The 17,202-nt window shown below is 71.8% G+C and carries 14 protein-coding genes and 1 pseudogene; 5 read left to right on the top strand and 10 right to left on the bottom strand.

What is annotated here, in order from left to right:
* Positions 1 to 126: 126 nt before the first annotated feature.
* The 4 genes from ACWCQM_RS14640 to ACWCQM_RS14625 form a co-directional block, all read right to left on the bottom strand.
* A complete protein-coding gene (locus ACWCQM_RS14640; RefSeq protein WP_450915652.1) occupies positions 127 to 1,044 on the bottom strand; it encodes a S1 family peptidase in 918 nt (305 codons plus the stop codon).
* Positions 1,045 to 1,730: 686 nt separating this feature from the next.
* Positions 1,731 to 2,114 carry a nuclear transport factor 2 family protein gene (locus tag ACWCQM_RS14635; protein WP_450915651.1) on the bottom strand — a complete coding sequence of 128 codons (384 nt, stop codon included), beginning with the start codon at positions 2,112 to 2,114 and terminating at the stop codon, positions 1,731 to 1,733.
* Positions 2,107 to 2,655 carry a DUF1697 domain-containing protein gene (locus ACWCQM_RS14630; protein ID WP_450915650.1) on the bottom strand — a complete coding sequence of 183 codons (549 nt, stop codon included), beginning with the start codon at positions 2,653 to 2,655 and terminating at the stop codon, positions 2,107 to 2,109. The genes ACWCQM_RS14635 and ACWCQM_RS14630 overlap by 8 nt, the downstream gene beginning before the upstream one ends.
* Before the next feature lie 182 nt (positions 2,656 to 2,837).
* Positions 2,838 to 4,040, bottom strand: coding sequence for a S8 family peptidase (locus ACWCQM_RS14625; protein WP_450915649.1), 1,203 nt, complete (start codon positions 4,038 to 4,040; stop codon positions 2,838 to 2,840).
* A 305-nt stretch (positions 4,041 to 4,345) separates the two neighbouring features.
* Between ACWCQM_RS14625 and ACWCQM_RS14620 the strand changes: the two genes are divergently transcribed.
* From ACWCQM_RS14620 to ACWCQM_RS14605, 4 genes are all read left to right on the top strand, one after another.
* Entirely contained in the window at positions 4,346 to 5,758 is a 1,413-nt protein-coding gene (locus ACWCQM_RS14620) for a nucleotide sugar dehydrogenase (protein ID WP_450915648.1), read from the top strand.
* A 2-nt stretch (positions 5,759 to 5,760) separates the two neighbouring features.
* Positions 5,761 to 6,876 carry a hypothetical protein gene (locus ACWCQM_RS14615; RefSeq protein ID WP_450915647.1) on the top strand — a complete coding sequence of 372 codons (1,116 nt, stop codon included), beginning with the start codon at positions 5,761 to 5,763 and terminating at the stop codon, positions 6,874 to 6,876.
* Positions 6,873 to 8,354 (top strand): glycosyltransferase family 2 protein, encoded by a 1,482-nt coding sequence (locus tag ACWCQM_RS14610; RefSeq protein ID WP_450915646.1) that lies wholly within the window; start codon positions 6,873 to 6,875, stop codon positions 8,352 to 8,354. Before ACWCQM_RS14615 ends, ACWCQM_RS14610 begins: the two co-directional genes overlap by 4 nt.
* Before the next feature lie 100 nt (positions 8,355 to 8,454).
* The gene (locus ACWCQM_RS14605; protein WP_450915645.1) at positions 8,455 to 9,987 is read left to right on the top strand and encodes a polysaccharide deacetylase family protein; all 1,533 of its coding nucleotides are present in this window, start codon (positions 8,455 to 8,457) and stop codon (positions 9,985 to 9,987) included.
* 44 nt (positions 9,988 to 10,031) lie between these two features.
* Here the strand turns inward: ACWCQM_RS14605 and ACWCQM_RS14600 are convergent, their stop codons facing one another.
* A complete protein-coding gene (locus ACWCQM_RS14600) occupies positions 10,032 to 11,294 on the bottom strand; it encodes an RNA polymerase sigma factor (protein WP_450915644.1) in 1,263 nt (420 codons plus the stop codon).
* Positions 11,291 to 11,653 carry a YciI family protein gene (locus ACWCQM_RS14595; RefSeq protein WP_450915643.1) on the bottom strand — a complete coding sequence of 121 codons (363 nt, stop codon included), beginning with the start codon at positions 11,651 to 11,653 and terminating at the stop codon, positions 11,291 to 11,293. Before ACWCQM_RS14595 ends, ACWCQM_RS14600 begins: the two co-directional genes overlap by 4 nt.
* A gap of 242 nt (positions 11,654 to 11,895) precedes the next feature.
* Between ACWCQM_RS14595 and ACWCQM_RS14590 the strand changes: the two genes are divergently transcribed.
* Positions 11,896 to 12,492, top strand: a complete 597-nt coding sequence (locus ACWCQM_RS14590) for a hypothetical protein (protein ID WP_450915642.1) — start codon at positions 11,896 to 11,898, stop codon at positions 12,490 to 12,492.
* Between the two features lie 161 nt (positions 12,493 to 12,653).
* On the opposite strand, the pseudogene mgt reads toward ACWCQM_RS14590, so the two are convergent.
* The 4 genes and pseudogenes from mgt to ACWCQM_RS14570 all read right to left on the bottom strand — a co-directional run bounded on the left by mgt (position 12,654) and on the right by ACWCQM_RS14570 (position 17,001).
* Positions 12,654 to 13,884: pseudogene (mgt, locus tag ACWCQM_RS14585) on the bottom strand (macrolide-inactivating glycosyltransferase).
* A 29-nt stretch (positions 13,885 to 13,913) separates the two neighbouring features.
* Positions 13,914 to 15,221, bottom strand: a complete 1,308-nt coding sequence (locus tag ACWCQM_RS14580; RefSeq protein WP_450915641.1) for an ABC transporter substrate-binding protein — start codon at positions 15,219 to 15,221, stop codon at positions 13,914 to 13,916.
* Complete coding sequence (locus ACWCQM_RS14575) at positions 15,221 to 16,060, bottom strand: carbohydrate ABC transporter permease (protein ID WP_450915640.1); 840 nt, start codon at positions 16,058 to 16,060, stop codon at positions 15,221 to 15,223. The genes ACWCQM_RS14580 and ACWCQM_RS14575 overlap by 1 nt, the downstream gene beginning before the upstream one ends.
* Positions 16,057 to 17,001 (bottom strand): carbohydrate ABC transporter permease, encoded by a 945-nt coding sequence (locus ACWCQM_RS14570; protein ID WP_450915639.1) that lies wholly within the window; start codon positions 16,999 to 17,001, stop codon positions 16,057 to 16,059. Before ACWCQM_RS14570 ends, ACWCQM_RS14575 begins: the two co-directional genes overlap by 4 nt.
* Between the last annotated feature and the right edge of the window lie 201 nt (positions 17,002 to 17,202).

Genomic DNA, 17,202 nt, shown 5'->3' with positions numbered 1-17,202 from the left:
GTGGCCGGGGAGGAAGGCCGGTCTTGAAGAAACGCGACAGCGGCCGGGCCGGGGGCTCCGGCGGAACGGCAACGGGCCGCGCTCGGGGAGCGCGGCCCGTCGGCAGGTGTGGGGTGCCGGGTTCTGCTAGAAGACGCTCACGCCGTAGGCGTTGAGGGCCTCCACGACGGGCTGGAAGAACGTCGTACCGCCCGACGAGCAGTTGCCGCTGCCGCCCGAGGTGAGGCCGAGGGCCGTGGTGCCGGAGAACAGCGAGCCGCCGCTGTCGCCGGGCTCGGCGCAGACGTTGGTCTGGATCATGCCGTAGACGATGTCACCGCTGCCGTAGTTCACGGTCGCGTTGAGACCGGTGACGGTGCCGCTGTGGACGCCGGTGGTGGAGCCGCTGCGCTTGACGGACTGACCGACGCTGGGGTTGGCGGCGGAGGTGATGTCCTGGTAGCTGCCGTTGTAGAGGTAGACCCGGCCGTCGGCGGCGGCGGAGCTGGAGTGCCGGATCAGACCGTAGTCGTTGGTGGGGAAGCTGGTGCCGGCGCGTGTGCCGAGGGTCGTGGTCTGGCCGGAGTTGGTGTACCAGGTGCTGCCTATCTCGGTGCAGTGCCCGGCGGTCAGCGCGTAGTACGTGCTGCCGCTGCGGACGTTGAAGCCGAGGGAACAGCGGCCGCCGCCCGCGTAGATGGCCTGGCCGCCCGCGATGAGCTTGTTGAAGGTGCCCTCGGTGCGCTTGATGTCGGCCTTGGCGCCGGAGTCGGTGACCGACTTCTTGATGGTGGCGATCTCGGCGGCGGTGACCGTGCTGTCGACGGTCACGACGACCTTGCCCGTGCCCGCCTCGGTGTACCAGGCGGTGCCGGCGATGTCGGCGCCGAGCACGGCCGAACTGGCCTCGGCGAGCTCGGCCTTGGTGACCGTGGTGTCGGGTGCGGCCTGGGCGACCGCGGTGGGGGCCGCAAGCGCGACGGCGGTGACCAGACCCGAGGTCGCCGCGATGAGGCGAGCGCGTCTGGAGATCGAGCCGAGGGGGGCGAAGCGCTTGAAGGTCACAGGATCCTCCGTCGATGGGGGGTGTCCGGTCCGCTGGGTGGGCGGGCCGAGGGGTGTGCGGTTGTCCCCGACCGCGGATTCTGGTCGTGGACCTGCCAACCGCACGGCTCGAATCCTTGACTCCGCTTGGCCCGGTGGCAAGGTCGCCTTCCGGACCCTCGGCGCACAGCGGACCCCTCACTCCGCTATGCGTGCGGGTAACCTCCGAACACCGGCGTCCGCTCACCGAACGGACGCCCGCAGCGAATTGCAGCAAAGGCGCGAAGAGTGCCCGGGCGAAGGCCGTTGTCCACGCGCATCGCGTTCACACACGCCGGAGGCGTCCGGGTGGCCGCCGGCCGGGCGATGCCGCACCCCGGAGCGGGCACCCGAGCACACCGACCGTTCGGACGGTTACCGGCGTTTTGCCCGGGCATCCCGGGTGGCCGGAATCCGTCCTTCCGGCGATATCCAGCCGGACGCCGGGTGCAGATCGGACGCACATCGGACCGGGGCGGCACTCTTGCGGTGCCGCCCCGTCGTGTGCTGCGGGGGTGCTGCCTCGGGAGGCGGTACGTACGTGACGCCCGCACTCGGTGCCCGCGGACCCGGCACTCGGCCACAGCGCCCCGGGCCCGGCGATCGGGCCTCGCGGCTCGGGACCCGGCGGCCGGCTCCCCGTGCGGCAGGGGACCGGACCCCGGTGCTCAGACCTCGGCGAAGGGGTCGTCGATGAAGGGCGTGGCCTGGTGGAAGTAGAGCCGCCAGCCGCCCCCGGACAGCCGCCACAGCGAACTGCGGTGGGAGCGCAGCCCTCTGGACTCCGTGTCGAAGGTGAGGTGCACCAGGTCCGGCGCGAGCTGGTCGCCGCGCATCCGTGACGCGGTGAGCGGCCCGGGGTGCGGTGCGTCCGGTCCGGTGAGGGCGGCGATGATCGTCGTACGCTCCCACAGCCGCCCACTGGTGCCGATCTCCCGGAACTCGGGGTGCAGCAGCGCGGCCAGCACCTCCGCGGAGCCCCGTACCACGGGATCGAGGAGGCGGAGCTCGCCCTCGATCGCTGCTGCCACGGCGGGCGAAGGCTCAGTCACGCGTCATCTCCACAAGTTTGACCACGGTGTTCCAGTTACGGCTGGTCGCGACCAGGCCGCGGGTGAAGGCGGGCCGTCCGAGCGCCACGGCCAGCTTGGAGCGGCCGAGCCCCTCGGGGGCGTACAGATAGAGGGCGCGCTCCCCGAGCCGGAACTCCTCGGGACGGAACGCGTCGGCGTCGAGCGCCGCGAACCGGGCGTCGTCGACGGGTTTGTCGAAGTACGTGACGTGCAGCTGCTTGCCCTCCAGCTCCGCGGCCGGGAAAGGACACGCGTCGGCCACGGCGGCGAGATAGGCGCCCGAGCGGACGAGACAGTCGACCGGAAAGCCGAAGTGCGCGTCGATCGCCTGTTCCAGCTCGGCGGCCAGGGAGTCCTCGTCACCCGACTCGCTGCTGAACACGGCGTTCCCGCTCTGGAGATGGGTGGCGATGTGCCCGTATCCCAGCTCCCCCATCACCGTGCGGAGCTCCGCCATCGGAACGCGCCGGTGGCCGCTGACGTTGATCCCCCGCAGCAGCGCCGCGTACATCGTGCTCATGTCCCCACCCTAGAGCCTCGCGCTCCGCTCGCCCGTGTCCCGCCCGCTCGCGCACGGCGGCCGCCGCGCCCCGTGGGGGAGAGCGCGGCGGCCTTGGTGCCGAGCCGTGTCCGCGAGGTCCGCCGTACGCCCGGCGGGCCGGGCCGGACGTCGCGGACACGGCCTTGTGCCCTGCCTGCCGCCTACTCGACGATCTTCAGGAGCTTGTTCGCCGTGCCCTCGGTCGCGTTGGTGATGGCGTCCGGGGTGGCTCCCCCGGTGAGCGCCGCGGCGACCTCGTCGGGGGTGGCGTCCGGGTGTCCGCCGAGGTAGACGGCTGCGGCACCGACGACGTGGGGGGTCGCCATGGACGTGCCGGAGATGGTGTTCGTGGCGTCGTCGCTGTCGTTCCAGGCCGACGTGATGTCCGACCCCGGAGCGTAGATGTCCACGACCGAGCCGAAGTTGGAGAACGACGACTGCTCGTCGTCCACCGTCGACGAGGCGACCGTGATGGCCTCCGGGACGCGGGAGGGGGAGCCCTCGCCGGCGTCGCCCGACTCGTTGCCCGCGGCGACCGCGAAGGTGACGCCGGAGGCGATGGCCTTCTGCACCGCGGCGTCGAGGGCCGGGTCGGCACCCCCGCCGAGGCTCATGTTGGCGACGGACGGGCCCTCGTGGTTCGCGGTGACCCAGTCGATCCCGGCGACGACCTGCTCGGTGGTGCCCGAGCCGGCGTCGTCGAGGACGCGGACGGCCACGATCTTGGCCTTCTTGGCCACGCCGTGGGCCGCTCCCGCGATCGTGCCCGCCACATGGGTGCCGTGCCCGTTGCCGTCGTCGGCGTCGTCGTCGTTGTCCACGGCGTCGAAACCCGAAGTGGCCCGGCCCTCGAAGTCGTTGTGGGTGACGCGGACCCCGGTGTCGATGACGTACGCCGTGACGTCCCCGCCGGCGGCGTCCGGGTAGGTGTACGCGCTGTCGCCCTCGGTCCCGGTCTGGTCGATCCGGTCCAGGCCCCAGGACGGCGGGTTGTCCTGGGTGGCGTCGATGTGGAACTTCTTGTTCTGGACGACCTTGGAGACGGCCGGGTCCGCGGCGAGGCGCTTCGCCTCGGTCTCCGAAAGCCCGCTGGCCGAGAAGCCGTTGATGGCCGAGTCGTAGTTCCGCTGGAGCGTGCCGCCGTACTCCTCGGCCAGGTCGGCCTTGTCGGCCTTCCCGTCCAGCATCACGATGTAGCTGCCGGAGACGGCCGTGGCCGCGTCCGCGCCGTACACGACGCCCGTCGCGGGGGCGGGAGCCGCTCCGGCGTACGGGGTGGCGAGCAGGGTGACACCGGCCGCTGCCGCCACCGCTGTTATCGCGGCGGTGAGCCTGACCGAACGTGCGCGCTTGTGAATTGCCATGAAGAGGGGTCTCCTCGTCATTCTTTGTGGGGGGATTGGCCCTCGGCCGGAAATTCTCCGGGGGCTGCCTCGAAACCCTGCTCGATTGACGCGCCCAGATCAAGACCTTCATGTAGCCGTCACGCAGTCGGCAAACTTTCGACACAGCGAACCGCCGCATTTCGCCCACGCGGTCGCAGGCTGCCCGGTCGCTCGACGCGCATTAGGACGAACAGGGGTTCCGGACGAGTGAACTCGGCTCGGCAAAGCACTGCTGAGTCCGCCCGTCGCGAGGGAACGACCAAGCGGAATGGCATGTTTCGCATGTGCATATCGCCAGCAACACACCCCATACCTCACACGAGGACACATGGCGGACCGCTTGTACGACAAGCCGGTATGACGATGCGCCGGACGGCGCACGCGTCGTCGCCCTGCCTCCGGAGACCACGACGGCCAGCCTGCCGGCGCAGATCCCGCACGGACTCCGGGCCGGCGTCGCGGTCATCGGTCTCGGTTACGTCGGACTGCCCACCGCGCTCTCCCTGTTCGCGGCCGGCCACGCGGTGGTCGGCGTGGACACCAGCGAATCCCGGCTGGACCACATCCGTTCCGCGCGGGTGGATCTGCTGCCCGCCCAGCTCGGCAGACTGACGGCGGCCCTCGACGACCCGGGCTTCCGGCTGACGGCCGACCCCGCCGCGGCCCTGGAGGCGGACGCGGTGATCATCTGCGTACCGACCCCCGTCGACGGGGACCTCGTGCCCGATCTGCGCGCGCTGAAGGCCGCCTGCTCCTCCGCGGTGGCCCACGCGGTGCCGGGACAGCTCCTGGTCCTCACCTCGACCAGCTATGTGGGCACCACGCGCGAGCTTCTCATCGAGCCTCTCGCGGAACGGGGAATGACTCCCGGCACGGATGTCTTCGTCGCCTTCGCGCCCGAGCGGATCGACCCCGGGAACCCCTCGCACTCTCCCGACCGGACGCCACGCGTCGTCGGCGGCGTCACTCCCCGCTGCGCCGAGCGCGCCTGTGCCCTGCTGGCCGGGACCGCGCCCTCCGTCCACCGGGTGGACAGCCCGGAGGCGGCGGAGATGAGCAAGCTCTGGGAGAACACCTTCCGGGCGGTCAACATCGCGCTGGCGAACGAACTGTCCGAGAACTGCCTGGAGTTCGACCTCGAACCGCGGCAGGTCATCGAGGCCGCCGCCACCAAGCCGTACGGCTTCATGCCCTTCTACCCGGGCCCGGGCGTCGGGGGGCACTGCATCCCCTGCGACCCGCATTACCTGCTCTGGCAGCTACGGGCGAGGAAGGTCGCGTCCCCCCTGGTGGACGTCGCGATGACGGCGATCGCCGAGCGCCCCGCCCGGGTCGCCGAGAAGGCCCGGGAAGCGCTCACGGCGCGGGGACCCGGCGTGATCGGCGCGCGGGTCCTGATCCTGGGCATCGCCTACAAGCCGGGGGTGTCGGATCTGCGCGAGAGCCCCGCGCTGGAGATCATGGACCGGCTCACGGCCTGGGGCGCCGCCGTCGAGTACTCCGACGACCTGGTGCCGCGCCTGGAGCGTCACGGGTCCGTGCGCCACAGCGTCGCTGCCCCCGGAGCGCAGGGCTGGGACCTCGTCGTCGTCCACACCCTGCATCCCGGAGCGGATCTGGGCTGGCTGGAGGACGGTCCCGAGGTCCTCGACGTCACCCATCGCCGGGCCCTCACGGCCGCGGGGGCCGCCGTATGACCATGAGCAGTCCCCCGGACCCGGGCCGCTCCCCGACCCGGCGCGCCCTGCTCACCGCGGCCGTGGCCACACCGGCGGCGGGACTCGCAGCCGCCCTCGTCCTGGACGGGGCGGACGCGGAGGCACCCGGTCCGGACGTGTCCCGCCGCCCCGGTGACGGCAAGGCGTCCGGCCCCTCGCCCTCCCCGGCGCCCCGGCCGGACCCCGCCGCCGGTGCCGGGGGTCCCTTCCGCGCGGTTTTCCCCGCAGGCGGCCTGGTGACCAACGAATACGCCTACCGCAGCCCGGAGTCGGACGACGCCCGCCTCTCGGACGACTGGGTCGTCACCAGCGGTTCCCTGTTCGCACAGTGGGGCTTCGGGTGGACCGGAGTCCCCGACGGCGGCACACCCGGCCCCGATTCCGGCCGGTACACGGGCTCGTCCGTCTTCCGGCTCGTCACACGCCGCCGCGACTTCGGCGACACGTCCGTACGGTGCTGGGTGTTCCTGCGCCCCCCGGGTACCACCGGGCGTACCCCCGCTCGTGACTGGGACGGCGGACACCTCTGGCTCCGCTACCACGGCCCGCAGGAGCTGTACGCGCTCAGTTTCCGCCGGCGTGACGGCAAGGCCGTGCTCAAGCGCAAGCACCCGGCGCCGGGCCGCCCCGTGGACGAGGAGGGCGTCTACACCACCCTCGCCACGAGCGATCACGCCGTCGCGTACGGCCGTTGGCACCAGATCGCCGCCACGGTGGGCGGCTGCGGGAACGACCGGGTACGGATCACGCTCGCCCTGGACGGACGGACCGTGCTGGACGCGGAGGACAGGACCCCGGGCAGGCTGGCCGGGCCCGGCGGGGTCGGACTGCGGGGGGACAACACCGAGATGGCCTTCTACGGTTTCACGGCCAGGGACACCGGAGGGCGCCGCGGATGCGCGGACGAGCGTCCGCAGGGGAACCCTCCGGAGGCGTCCGGACCGGAAACGCCCTTCGCGGAGGCTCCGCTTCCGGAGGTCTCCCTTCCCGAGGTCACACTTCCCGAGGTCACACTTCCCGAGGTCTCGCTGCCGGGCGGCTCCTCTCGGGCCGGCTCCCGTCCGGAGATCTTCCGTCCGGAAGGAGAACACGGGTGAGCACCCTCCACCGCCCCCCGGTCCGCACGGAACCGGCCACCGGCCCCGCCGACGGCAGCGGCTCCCGAGAGGTGCGCACCCCCGGACGCCGTGCCACACCCGCGGACCCGGCTCTCAGACACGGAGTGCGGCGGCTGCTCGTCCTGCTCTGTCTGATGCCCCTGCTCATCGTCCTGGCGCACCAGGCCACGCGGTTGCCGCACCACATGGATCTTCCGGTCTGCTACGGGCTGGTCGTGCTCGGCGGCACGATCGCCACGCTCTACATCGCGTACAGCAGGTACGAGGACCCCGCCGAGGGTGAACTGCGGGTGCGCCCGGGCTCGAAGGAGTTCTTCCCCCCGCTGTCCGCGAACCCCGGCATCTCCTTCCTGCTCGCCGTCAAGGACGAGGTGGACGGCATCGAGGCGTGCGTGCGCTCCATGGCGGCGTCCGACTGCCCCGGGGTGCGGATCATCGTCGTGGACGACCACTCCCAGGACGGTACGGGTGAGGTGCTGCGCCGGCTGAGGGACGAGCTCGGGATCACCGTCATCCACCTGGACGCCAATGTCGGCAAGAAGCACGCGCTGGTCCGGGCCTGCGAGCTCGCGGACACCGAGATCATCGCCTTCACCGACTCCGACTGCGTCCTCGCCCCCGACGCCCTGCGGCGTTGTCTCCGCGCGCTGGTGGACCACCCCGAGCTGGGCGCCGTGAGCGGCCACTGCCGGGCGCTGAACACGGAGGCGAGTCTGCTGGCACGGGTCCAGGACGTCTGGTACGAGGGCCAGTTCAGGGTCGCCAAGGCGGCCGAGGCGTCCTTCGGTTCGGTCTCCTGCGTCTCGGGACCGCTGGCCGTGTTCCGCAGGGACGCCATCTACAACTACCTTCCGGCCTGGGCCGACGACCGGTTCATGGGCGCCCCGTTCCGCTTCGCCACGGACCGCCAGCTGACCGGCTACGTCCTCGGGCAGGCGTGGAAGGGCGCGGCGCTCAAGCGCCGGTACGCCGGATCGCCGTTCGTCGAGCAGGACTTCCCCGAGCGCCGCTGGCGCGTCGGGTACGTACGTTCCGCGAAGGTGTGGACGGATGTCCCGGCCCGGCTCCGCCCGCTCCTGCGCCAGCAGATCCGCTGGAAGAAGAGCTTCATCCGCAACCTCTTCTTCACGGGCTCGTTCATGTGGCGCCGGGGCCCCGGGCCCGCCGCGCTCTACTACGGGCATGCGCTGTGGGTCCTCGCCGCGCCGGTGATGGCCTTCCGGCACCTGGTCTGGGCCCCGCTGCACGGAGCGCTCTTCCTGACGTTCCTCTATTTCTGCGGCGTGCTCCTCAAGGGCTGCGTCTGGGGTCTGGCGTACAAGATCGACCACCCCGGGGACACACGCTGGCGCTACCGGCCGCTGATGAGCGTGTTCTCCTCGGTGCTGCTGGCCTGGCTGCTGCCGTACTCCCTGCTCACCGTCCGGCGTGGTGTCTGGTCCCGGGGGGCGGCATGAGAGGCGTTCCCCGTCTGGTCCTCAGAGCGTTGGCCGCGCTGCTCAGCGCGGCTGCCGTCGCCGCCGTGTACCTTCTCGTGCTTTCCCGGGGGGCCCTTCCGTGACCCGATCCGCTCCGGCCCGTGCGCTGCTCTGGCTGCTGGCCCTGGCCATGGTCTGCGCGCCCTTCTACGGCGCCTGGCGCTACAACGAGTTCCGCAGGGCGGTGACCGCCCAGGAGCCACCGCCACGAACGGCGCCCGGCGCACCCGCGGGCGGCGCCCCGGCCGGATCGCACGCTGAGGGCGCGGCGCCCGTCGTACTGGCGTACCACGACATCGGCCGCGAGAGCCGCAGCCGCTACACCGTGACCCCCGAGGCCTTCGACGCCCAGCTCGGCGCCCTCGCGGCGGCGGGCTACCGCACCCTGAGCAGCGCGGAGTTCGTCGCGTACCTCCGGGGCGGACGGGCGCCCGGCCCGCGCTCGGTGTTCCTCACCTTCGACGACGGCGCGCACGGGCTGTGGGTGCACGCGGACCGCATTCTGGCCAAGTACCGGATGCGGGCGGCGGCCTTCCTCATCACGCGTGCGGTCGGCAGCCACCGCCCGTACTACCTCTCCTGGGAGGAGATCGGCCGGATGGCCCGCTCGGGGCGCTGGGACTTCGAGAACCACACCCACGACCTGCACCAGCGGTCGGCCGTGGACGCGTCCGGCAACCGGGCCTCGGCCCTCACCAGCAGGCTGTGGCTGTCCGGTGAGAGGCGCCGGGAGACGGAGGCGGAGTACCGGCGGCGTGTCGAGGCCGATCTGGACCGCTCGATCGGTGACATCAGACGCCACGGTCTGCCCGGCCCGACTCTCTTCGCCTACCCCTTCTCCGAGGCGAACGGCCGGAACGGCTCGGTGCGGCTCACGAACCGGACACTGCGGGCGGCGCTCGACGCACGGTTCGCCGCCGCCCTGACGAACAGCTCGGACCGTCCGCTCCCTGCGGGGCGCCGTGCGGCGGCGGCCCGCGAGGTGCAGCGGGTGGAGGTCACGAGCCGGACGGGTGTCCGGGACCTGCTGGCCGGCATCGAGCGCTGGACGGCCGTCTCCCCCGGCGCGTGCCCGGCCCCGCTGGCGGAGCCACTGCTGTGGCGGCGCAGCGACCGTACGAACGCCACCGGTCTGGGGGCACTCACCGGCACGGGCCCGTACCCCCGGAGCACCGCGTACGCCGCCGCCTCGTACCGGCCGACGAGCACGGCCGACTGGTCCGCCTACACCGTGGACGCCCGGGCGGCCCGGCTGCGCGAGTCGGAGAACAACGTCGGGCTGGTCGTGCGCGACGGCAGCCGCGACCCGCTCGCGGTCGCGCTCAGCCTGAGCCATGTCCGCCTGCTGGAACGCCGGGACGGGCGCTGGCACGAGGTCGCCCGGCGGAGGATCACCGCGGCGGCGGAGCACAGGGTGCGGGTCACCGTGGACGGCGACCGGACCGTGGTCGTCGTCGACGGCGTGACGCGGATCGAGCGGCTCGGCACCAGGGTGACCGGGGGCGACGCGAGCGGAGGCTTCGCCCTGAGCGTCCGCAACGGCGACCCGGCCGGCGCCTGGCCGCGCTTCACCTCACTGACGGTGGAACCCGCGGCGCGCGAACAGGGGTAGGCCGGGCAGCCCGTGATCGCCCGCGATCCGGTGCCCTCGGCGCGTCACGCACGGACCTCCAGGCGGTGGGCGCGGGCGGTGAGGTGGCGGCGTTCGGGGGTGCTGGTGGTGCGGCGGGCGGCTTCGCGGTAGGAGGCCGCCGCGGCCTCGTGCTCGCCGAGGAGTTCGAGAAGGTGGGCGCGGGTGGCGAGCAGGCGGTGGTGGCGGGCCGTGCGGCTGTCGGTCTCCAGCTCGGTGACCAGGGCGAGTCCGGCGGCCGGGCCGTGGACCATGGCGACGGCTACCGCACGGTTGAGGGTGACCATCGGGTTCGGCCCGAACTGTTCCAGGATCTCGTACAGGGCGAGGATCTGGGGCCAGTCGGTGGCGTCGGTGTCCTCGGCCTCGGCGTGCACGGCCGCGATGGCGGCCTGCAGTTGAAGGGGGCCGACCCGGCCGAGCGGCAGGGTCCGGCTGATCAGGTCGACCCCTTCCGCGATGGCGCGGCGGTCCCACCGGCCGCGGTCCTGCTCCGCCAGCGGCACCAGGTCCCCGGACGGGCCGGTGCGGGCGGGGCGGCGCGCGTCGGTGAGCAGCATCAGCGCGAGGAGGCCCGCGGTCTCGGTGTCGTCGGGCTTCGAGCGGTGCAGCATCCGGGTGAGCCGGATCGCTTCGTCGGACAGCTCCGGCGCGGTCAGCCCGGTGCCGTCGGTGCCGCCGGTCGTGCTGTACCCCTCGTTGAAGACGAGGTAGAGCACGTGCCGCACCTCGGCCAGCCGCTCGGTGAGGTCGGTCCCCTCGGGCACGGACAGGGGGGCGCCGGACGCGTTGAGGGTCTGCTTGGCGCGGCTGATGCGCTGGGCCATGGTCGTCTCGGGCACCAGGAAGGCCGCGGCGATCTGTGCGGTGGTCAGGCCGCCGACCGCGCGCAGGGTCAGGGCGATCCGGCTGGCCGGTGACAGCGCGGGGTGGCAGCACAGGAACAGCAGGGCCAGCGAGTCGTCCCGGTCGGTGTCGGGTACGGCGTCGGCTGCGTGGCTGAGCAGCGCTGCCTGGGGAGTGGCCAGGGTGAGGGTGTCCTCGCGGCGTCGGCGGGCGCTGTCGCTGCGGATCTGGTCGACCAGCTTGCGGGAGGCGACGGTGACGAGCCAGCCGCGGGGGTTCTCCGGGACACCGGCTTCGGGCCACTGCATCGCGGCGGCCAGCAGTGCTTCCTGGACGGCGTCCTCGCATGCGTCGAAGACGCCGTAGCGGCGTACGAGCGTGCCGAGGACCTGCGGCGCGAGCTCGCGCAGCAGGTCCTCGGCTACGTGGCGCCCGGCGGTCACACGTCCGCCGCGGACTCGTGCAGGACGGGCCACAGTTCGACCGGATCCGCGTCGGCGAACGGCATGTCCGCGGCGATGGCCTGCGCCCGCTCCAGGCTGTCGCAGTCCAGCATGTAGAAGCTGGCGATGTACTCCTTGGTCTCCAGGTACGGGCCGTCGGTGACCGCCGGCGCGCCGTCCTCGCGGCGCACGAGCTGGGCGTTGGCCGCGTCCGCCAGGCCGTAGGCGCCCAGCAGTTCACCGCTCTCGCGGTACTTCTTGTTGAACGCCTCCTGCTTGGCGATCGCCTCCGGCCATGCCTCGGCCGGGAAGGAGTCCCACTTGGCCTGGTTGCCGTAGATCATCGCTACGTACTTCATCTCGGGTGTCCTCCTCGTTCCGCACGCCCCGTCGGCGTGCTGTCACCCCTCAGTCGGAGCGGGAGGCGGGTCCTCGACATCCGACGACGATTTTCTTCGAAATCTTTTTCCGCACCGCCGGCGAGCGGCCCGCGCACCGGAGCGACGCGGGCGATCAACCTACAAGCCCGGCCCTCCACCGGTGTTGGCCCGGCGAGGCCGGGCTCGCCCCGCGGCCGGGGCGGAGGCGGAGAATGCTCCTCATGGACGATGCCTTCACTCTTCTTCGGCGAGCGACCGCTCTGCTCCCCGAGGGCGCCTGGGCCGACAGCGGTGTGACGGTCGACGACGTGCGCGAGTGTCAGAGGGAGCAGGAGTGGGAGCTCGTGCTCGACCTCCTGATGGAGATCGCGGACGGGCGGCCGGTTTCCCCGCGGTTCTGGTCGCATCTCGGGTGCGCGGCCCGCCAGATGATGCTGGAGCACAGCGCCGACTGGTGCGAGTGGCGGGCCTGGGAGACACAGCACGGCACCCTCCGGGCCAGGCTGAGCCTGCTGAGCACGGAGGAGGGCGGACGCCGGACCGCCTTCGCCGGGCAAGGGCAGCTGCGGCCGCTCTGGGACATCGGTAACCGGGCGCCCGATGGCGGGCAGGCGGTGAATGTCGCGCGCCTGTGGGTGGAGGGTGCGCCCGGCCTGGCACCGGGAGAGAGCGCGACGGTCCGTCTGGCACCGCTCAGCCCCGAACAGTGGCGCCATGTCCGGCCCGGCGACGTGATCACCATGCACGAGGGCAGGCCGGTCGTCGGCACGGCCGCGATCATCGAGGCCGCACCGCCTTACGTCGCTGGGCGCGATTGAGCCGGCGGACGCCTGGCTCAGGTGAACCGGTACTCTCCCACGGTGGACCACCCCGCCCAGCAGTACTGCTCCACCTGGCGAAGACGTAGGGCGAGCGGACAAAGGCCGCTCCCACCACACGCGGGGACGCTCCCTCAACACCCCCGGGCCCCCGCCTCCCGTCACCCCGTCAGTTCCGCCTCGATCAGGTCGGCGGCACGTCGTGTGCCGCCCTCCTTCGCCATTCGCTCCTGGATGCGGGCCAGCCTCGCGGCGACCTCCGGGTCGTCCGCCAGGTCCAGGACCGCGGCGCGCAGTGCGTTCGCGTCGGCCTTCTCCTTCGGGATGTGGCGGGCGACGCCGAGTGCCTGGAGCATGTCCGCGTTGCCGAACTGGTCGACGGCCTGCGGGACCGCGACCATCGGAGTGCCGGTGGCCAGGCCCTCCTGGCTGCCGCCCGCGCCCGCGTGGGTGATGAAGGCGTCCGCCTGCTTCAGCACCGACAGCTGCGGCACCCAGGAGCGCACCTCGACATGCGGCGGTACGTCCCCGAGTCCGGCGGGGTCCACCTGTGCGCCGATCTGCAGCACCACATGCCACTCCGGCAGGTCGCGGAAGGCCTCGACGCACTCGCGGTAGAACGCCGGCTCGTTGGTGAAGGAGGATCCGAGGGAGACCAGCAGCACCTTCCCGGCGCCGGCCGGGCGTTCCCACTCCCCCTGGTCGGCGCGCTCGCCCTGGCAGGCGCCGACGAAGGTGAACCTGGTGCGGTCCACCCGGTCGGCGTTGGGCTGGAGCGCCTCGGGAATCAGCACCAGGCCCCGGCGCGGCCGGGCGACGAAGTCGTCGGAGGAGAGGTCGCCGAGGCCGTTCTCCGCGAGCCAGGCGTCGAAGCGCGCGAAGTACGCCCGGCCCCGCTCGGTCTGCTTCAGCCCGGCGTTCATGGGTTCCCCCACCTCCTCCGCGTACCCCTCCCAGGGGACCAGGTTGGGCCAGAGCTGGACTGCGGGGACGCCCCAGCGGTGGGCGAGGGCGCGGGCCGGGTACGCGGTGATGTCGTGCAGGACGAGGTCGGGTTCGTCGCCCTCGAAGGCGCGGGCGAGCTGGGGAAGCGCCTGGATGGCGTCTTCGAGGAACGGCTCGATGTTGTCGATGAGTTCGGTGCCCCAGTCCTCCGGGTCCGTGGGCAGCGTGGAGGTGTAGATCACCGGCTCCGCTCCGGTGGCGGCGACCCTCTCGGCGAAGGACGCCGGGATCGCGTAACTGACGCGGTGCCCACGGGCGACGAGCTCCCGGATCACTTCGAGGCTCGGGTTCACGTGTCCGTGGGCGGCGATGGAGAACATGGCGATGTGGGCGCGCTGGGTCGTCGGCATGACCACTACCGTAAACGAGACGATACGTCTCGTCCAGTTGTTTTCAGCCCCGCTGCTTCGGCCGGTTCAGCGCTGGTAGCGCGCCAGCACCCGGTTACCGTCCTCGACCAGGCGTTTCTTCAACTCCTCCGTGTCGATGGCCCCGCTGTAGTACTCCTGGAGCGCGGGTGTGGCGACCTTGTCCTTCCATTCGGGGTAGCCGCGCACCGACTGCGCGGGCGCGGGGCGAAGCTCCCTGGCCAGGGCCGCGCCCGTGGCCCAGCCGTTCTCCGCGGTGTGGAGTGCGGGATCGGCCAGAGCCTCGGTCCCGGTGGGCAGCATCCAGTCGCCCTTGGCCAGGCGGACCATGTTCTCCGGGCGGAGCAGGAAGTCAATGAACTGCGCGGCTTCCTTCTTGTGCGGGCTGTCCTCGGCGACCGAGAGGGTCTGCGGGCTGACCCCCTGGGCCAGCCCCTCGCTGCCCGCCGGGGCGGGCAGGACCGTCCACTCGAAGCCCTTCGGGGCCTGCTCCACGACCTGCTGGCGGTAGGAGAACCCCAGGGGGACCATGGCGTACTTGCCTCCGAAGAAGCCGGGGAGCGAGTCCGAACCCCCCATGCCGAGCGCCGTACGGGCCGCGCTGCCGTCGGAGTTGACCTGGTCCCTGACCGTGCCGGGCATGATCCGGTCGCCCTCGTCGAAGCGGATGGTCACCTTGCCGTCCGCGCCGCGGTGGAACAGCCGCCCGCCCGCCGAGAGCCCCAGATTGAGGGTCACGGAGACCGGCTCCTTGAGCGGCCAGGCGACGCCGTACGTCCCCTTCTCCTTGCTCGTCAGCTCATCGGTGACCTGCCGGAACTCGGCCCAGCTCCACGGCTTGTCCGGTGTCGGGATCCGGACGCCCGAGGACCGGAGGACCTCCGTGTTGGCGATCAGGACCTTCGGCTCCTGGAGGAACGGCACTCCGTACACGCCGTCGCCGAAGGTGGTGGTGGACCAGGACTGCTGCGGGATGTCCTTCTTCAGCCGGGCCGGCAGCAGGGTCCGCAGGTCGGCGAGGTAGCCGCCGTAGGCGAAGTCCGCGAGGTCGTCGGAGGCGTCGTGGATGATGTCGGGCGCCTCGCCGCCCTCGAAGGCGGTGAGCAGCTGGTCGTGGACGTTGTCCCAGCTGCCCTGGACGTAGTCCACCTGGATGCCGGGGTGGGCGGCGTTCCACTCGCGGACGAGTTCCTCGTTGGCGTCGACGGACTCCTTCTGCCACGCCAGCGACTGGAAGCTGAGCCGGATCGTGCCGTCGGCGTCCGTGGACCGCCCGCCGTCCCCCGAGCAGCCGCTCAGCAGGAGGGCGAGCGCGGTGGTGACCGCCGCGGTGACCGCGTGGAGGCGCCGTCGCATCAGCTCTTCACCGCCCCGGCCGTCAGACCGCCCGTGATCCGCTTCTGGATGACCGCGAAGAGGACGAGCGAGGGAAGGGTGGCGAGGAACGCGGCGGCGGCGAGCGGCCCGAGGTCGGCCACACCCTCCGCGCCGAGGAAGTGGGTCAGTACGACCGGCAAGGTCTGCTTCTCCGGTGTCTTGAGCAGGACGAGAGCGAAGAAGAACTCGTTCCATGCGGTGATGAACGCGAAGAGCGCCGTGGCGACGATTCCGGGGGCCAGCAGCGGCGCGACGACCGAGACGAGGATCCGGGTTCTGCCCGCTCCGTCGACGGCCGCGGCCTCCTCCAGCTCGGTCGGCACCGCCCGTACGTAACCGGCCAGCATCCAGAGCGCGAAGGGCAGCGACCAGACGACGTAGACCAGGATCAGCCCCCAGAGCGAGTTGATCAGGTGCAGGTACTTGAGGACCAGGAAGAGCGGAATGATCACCAGGACGAAGGGGAACGCCTGGCTGATCACGACCCAGCCGGTGGCGGCCGTGGAGAGCCTGCTCCGGTGGCGTGCCATCACATAGGCCATGGGGGTCGCGATGACGACGGCGATCAGTGCGGCGCAGAGCGCGGCGGTGAGCGAGTTGGCGGCGGCCCTGAGCAGGGGCTGTTCGTCGAAGGCCTGCCGGAAGTTGTCCAGCGTCGGGTCCTCGGGGATCCAGGTCGGGTGCAGCGAGCCCAGCTCGGTGGCGGGCTTGAAGGCGGTGGAGATCAGCCAGAGGAAGGGGAATGCCAGGAAGACGAGGTAGCACAGGAGCGCGGCGTACTGTCCGGCCCGCGCGGTTCTGCCCGTACGGAGGCTCATGCGTCCTCGCCTCCCCTGAGCCGGCCGACGAGGAAGAGGGCGAGCAGCACCGAGATCACGGCGACCATCACACAGCCCATCGCGGCGGCGTAGCCGAACTGTCCGTAGCGGAACGCCTCTTCGTAGGCGAAGAGCATGGGCAGCCGGGTGCGGCCCCCCGGACCGCCGCTGGTCAGGACGTAGACCAGGGCGAAGGAGTTGAAGTTCCAGATGAAGTTGAGGGCGCTGATGGCGAGGGCCACGGGTCTGATGGCGGGCCAGGTGACCGTGCGGAAGCGGCGCCAGGCGCCTGCCCCGTCGAGGGCCGCGGCCTCGTGGAGTTCGTGCGGGGTGTTCTGCAGCCCGGCGAGCAGGGCCACCGTGGTCTGCGGCATGCCCGCCCAGATCCCGACGACGATCACGGCGGGCAGGGCGGTGGCGAGTCCGGTGAGCCAGTCCCTGCCGTCACCGAGCCCCAGGTCGCGGATGGTCTCGTTGAGGATGCCCGCGTCGGGGTTGTAGACCAGCCGCCACATGATGCCGACGACGACCTCGGGCATGGCCCAGGGAATGATCGCCAGCGCCCTGGCCAGCCAGCGCATCCGCAGGTTCGCGTTGAGCAGCAGGGCGAGGCCGAGCGCGAGCACGAACTGCGGGACCGTGACGCCGACCGCCCAGAGCAGGCCGATGCGGAAGGAGTCCCAGAACAGCGTGTCGTGCAGCAGGTCCTGGAAGTTGAGGGTGCCGATCCACTGCGTGGAGCGGGTGCGGCCCGACTGCGCGTCGGTGAAGGCCAGCGCGATGCCGTACAGCAGGGGGCCGACGCTCAGGATCAGGATCGGGATCAGCGCGGGCAGCACCAGGAACCAGGTGGCGCCGTCACGTCGGCGGTTCTCACCCCGCCCGCCCCGGGGGGACGGGGACTTACGCCCGGACCGCGCCGTCGCGGTCGCCAGTGTCATGAATTCGACCCCTTTACCTCATTGGATCGGTTCATACCTGTATGGCCGCACTGGCGGCCCCCGTCATCGTGCTGACGGCCCGCCCGTTCGTCAAGGTGGCCCGCGGTCCCGGTGGTCCGCGCGGACGACGGCGGGCGGTGGAGGCGACCCGCGGTCCGTACGGCCGGACGCGAGCAGGCGCGGGGGCCGGGCCGACGCCTG

This window comes from Streptomyces sp. NPDC002125, from assembly GCF_053593715.1.
This window is presented reverse-complemented; position numbering and strand designations above follow the sequence as displayed.

What these genes read in the sequence shown, in the direction of transcription:
- ACWCQM_RS14595 (WP_450915643.1), bottom strand. Translation starts at nt 11,653, where the DNA reads ATGAAGTACGTAGCGATGATCTACGGCAACCAGGCCAAGTGGGACTCC.
- ACWCQM_RS14625 (WP_450915649.1), bottom strand. Translation starts at nt 4,040, where the DNA reads ATGGCAATTCACAAGCGCGCACGTTCGGTCAGGCTCACCGCCGCGATA.
- ACWCQM_RS14580 (WP_450915641.1), bottom strand. Translation starts at nt 15,221, where the DNA reads ATGCGACGGCGCCTCCACGCGGTCACCGCGGCGGTCACCACCGCGCTC.
- ACWCQM_RS14575 (WP_450915640.1), bottom strand. Translation starts at nt 16,060, where the DNA reads ATGAGCCTCCGTACGGGCAGAACCGCGCGGGCCGGACAGTACGCCGCG.
- ACWCQM_RS14570 (WP_450915639.1), bottom strand. Translation starts at nt 17,001, where the DNA reads ATGACACTGGCGACCGCGACGGCGCGGTCCGGGCGTAAGTCCCCGTCC.
- ACWCQM_RS14590 (WP_450915642.1), top strand. Translation starts at nt 11,896, where the DNA reads ATGGACGATGCCTTCACTCTTCTTCGGCGAGCGACCGCTCTGCTCCCC.
- ACWCQM_RS14630 (WP_450915650.1), bottom strand. Translation starts at nt 2,655, where the DNA reads ATGAGCACGATGTACGCGGCGCTGCTGCGGGGGATCAACGTCAGCGGC.
- ACWCQM_RS14615 (WP_450915647.1), top strand. Translation starts at nt 5,761, where the DNA reads ATGAGCAGTCCCCCGGACCCGGGCCGCTCCCCGACCCGGCGCGCCCTG.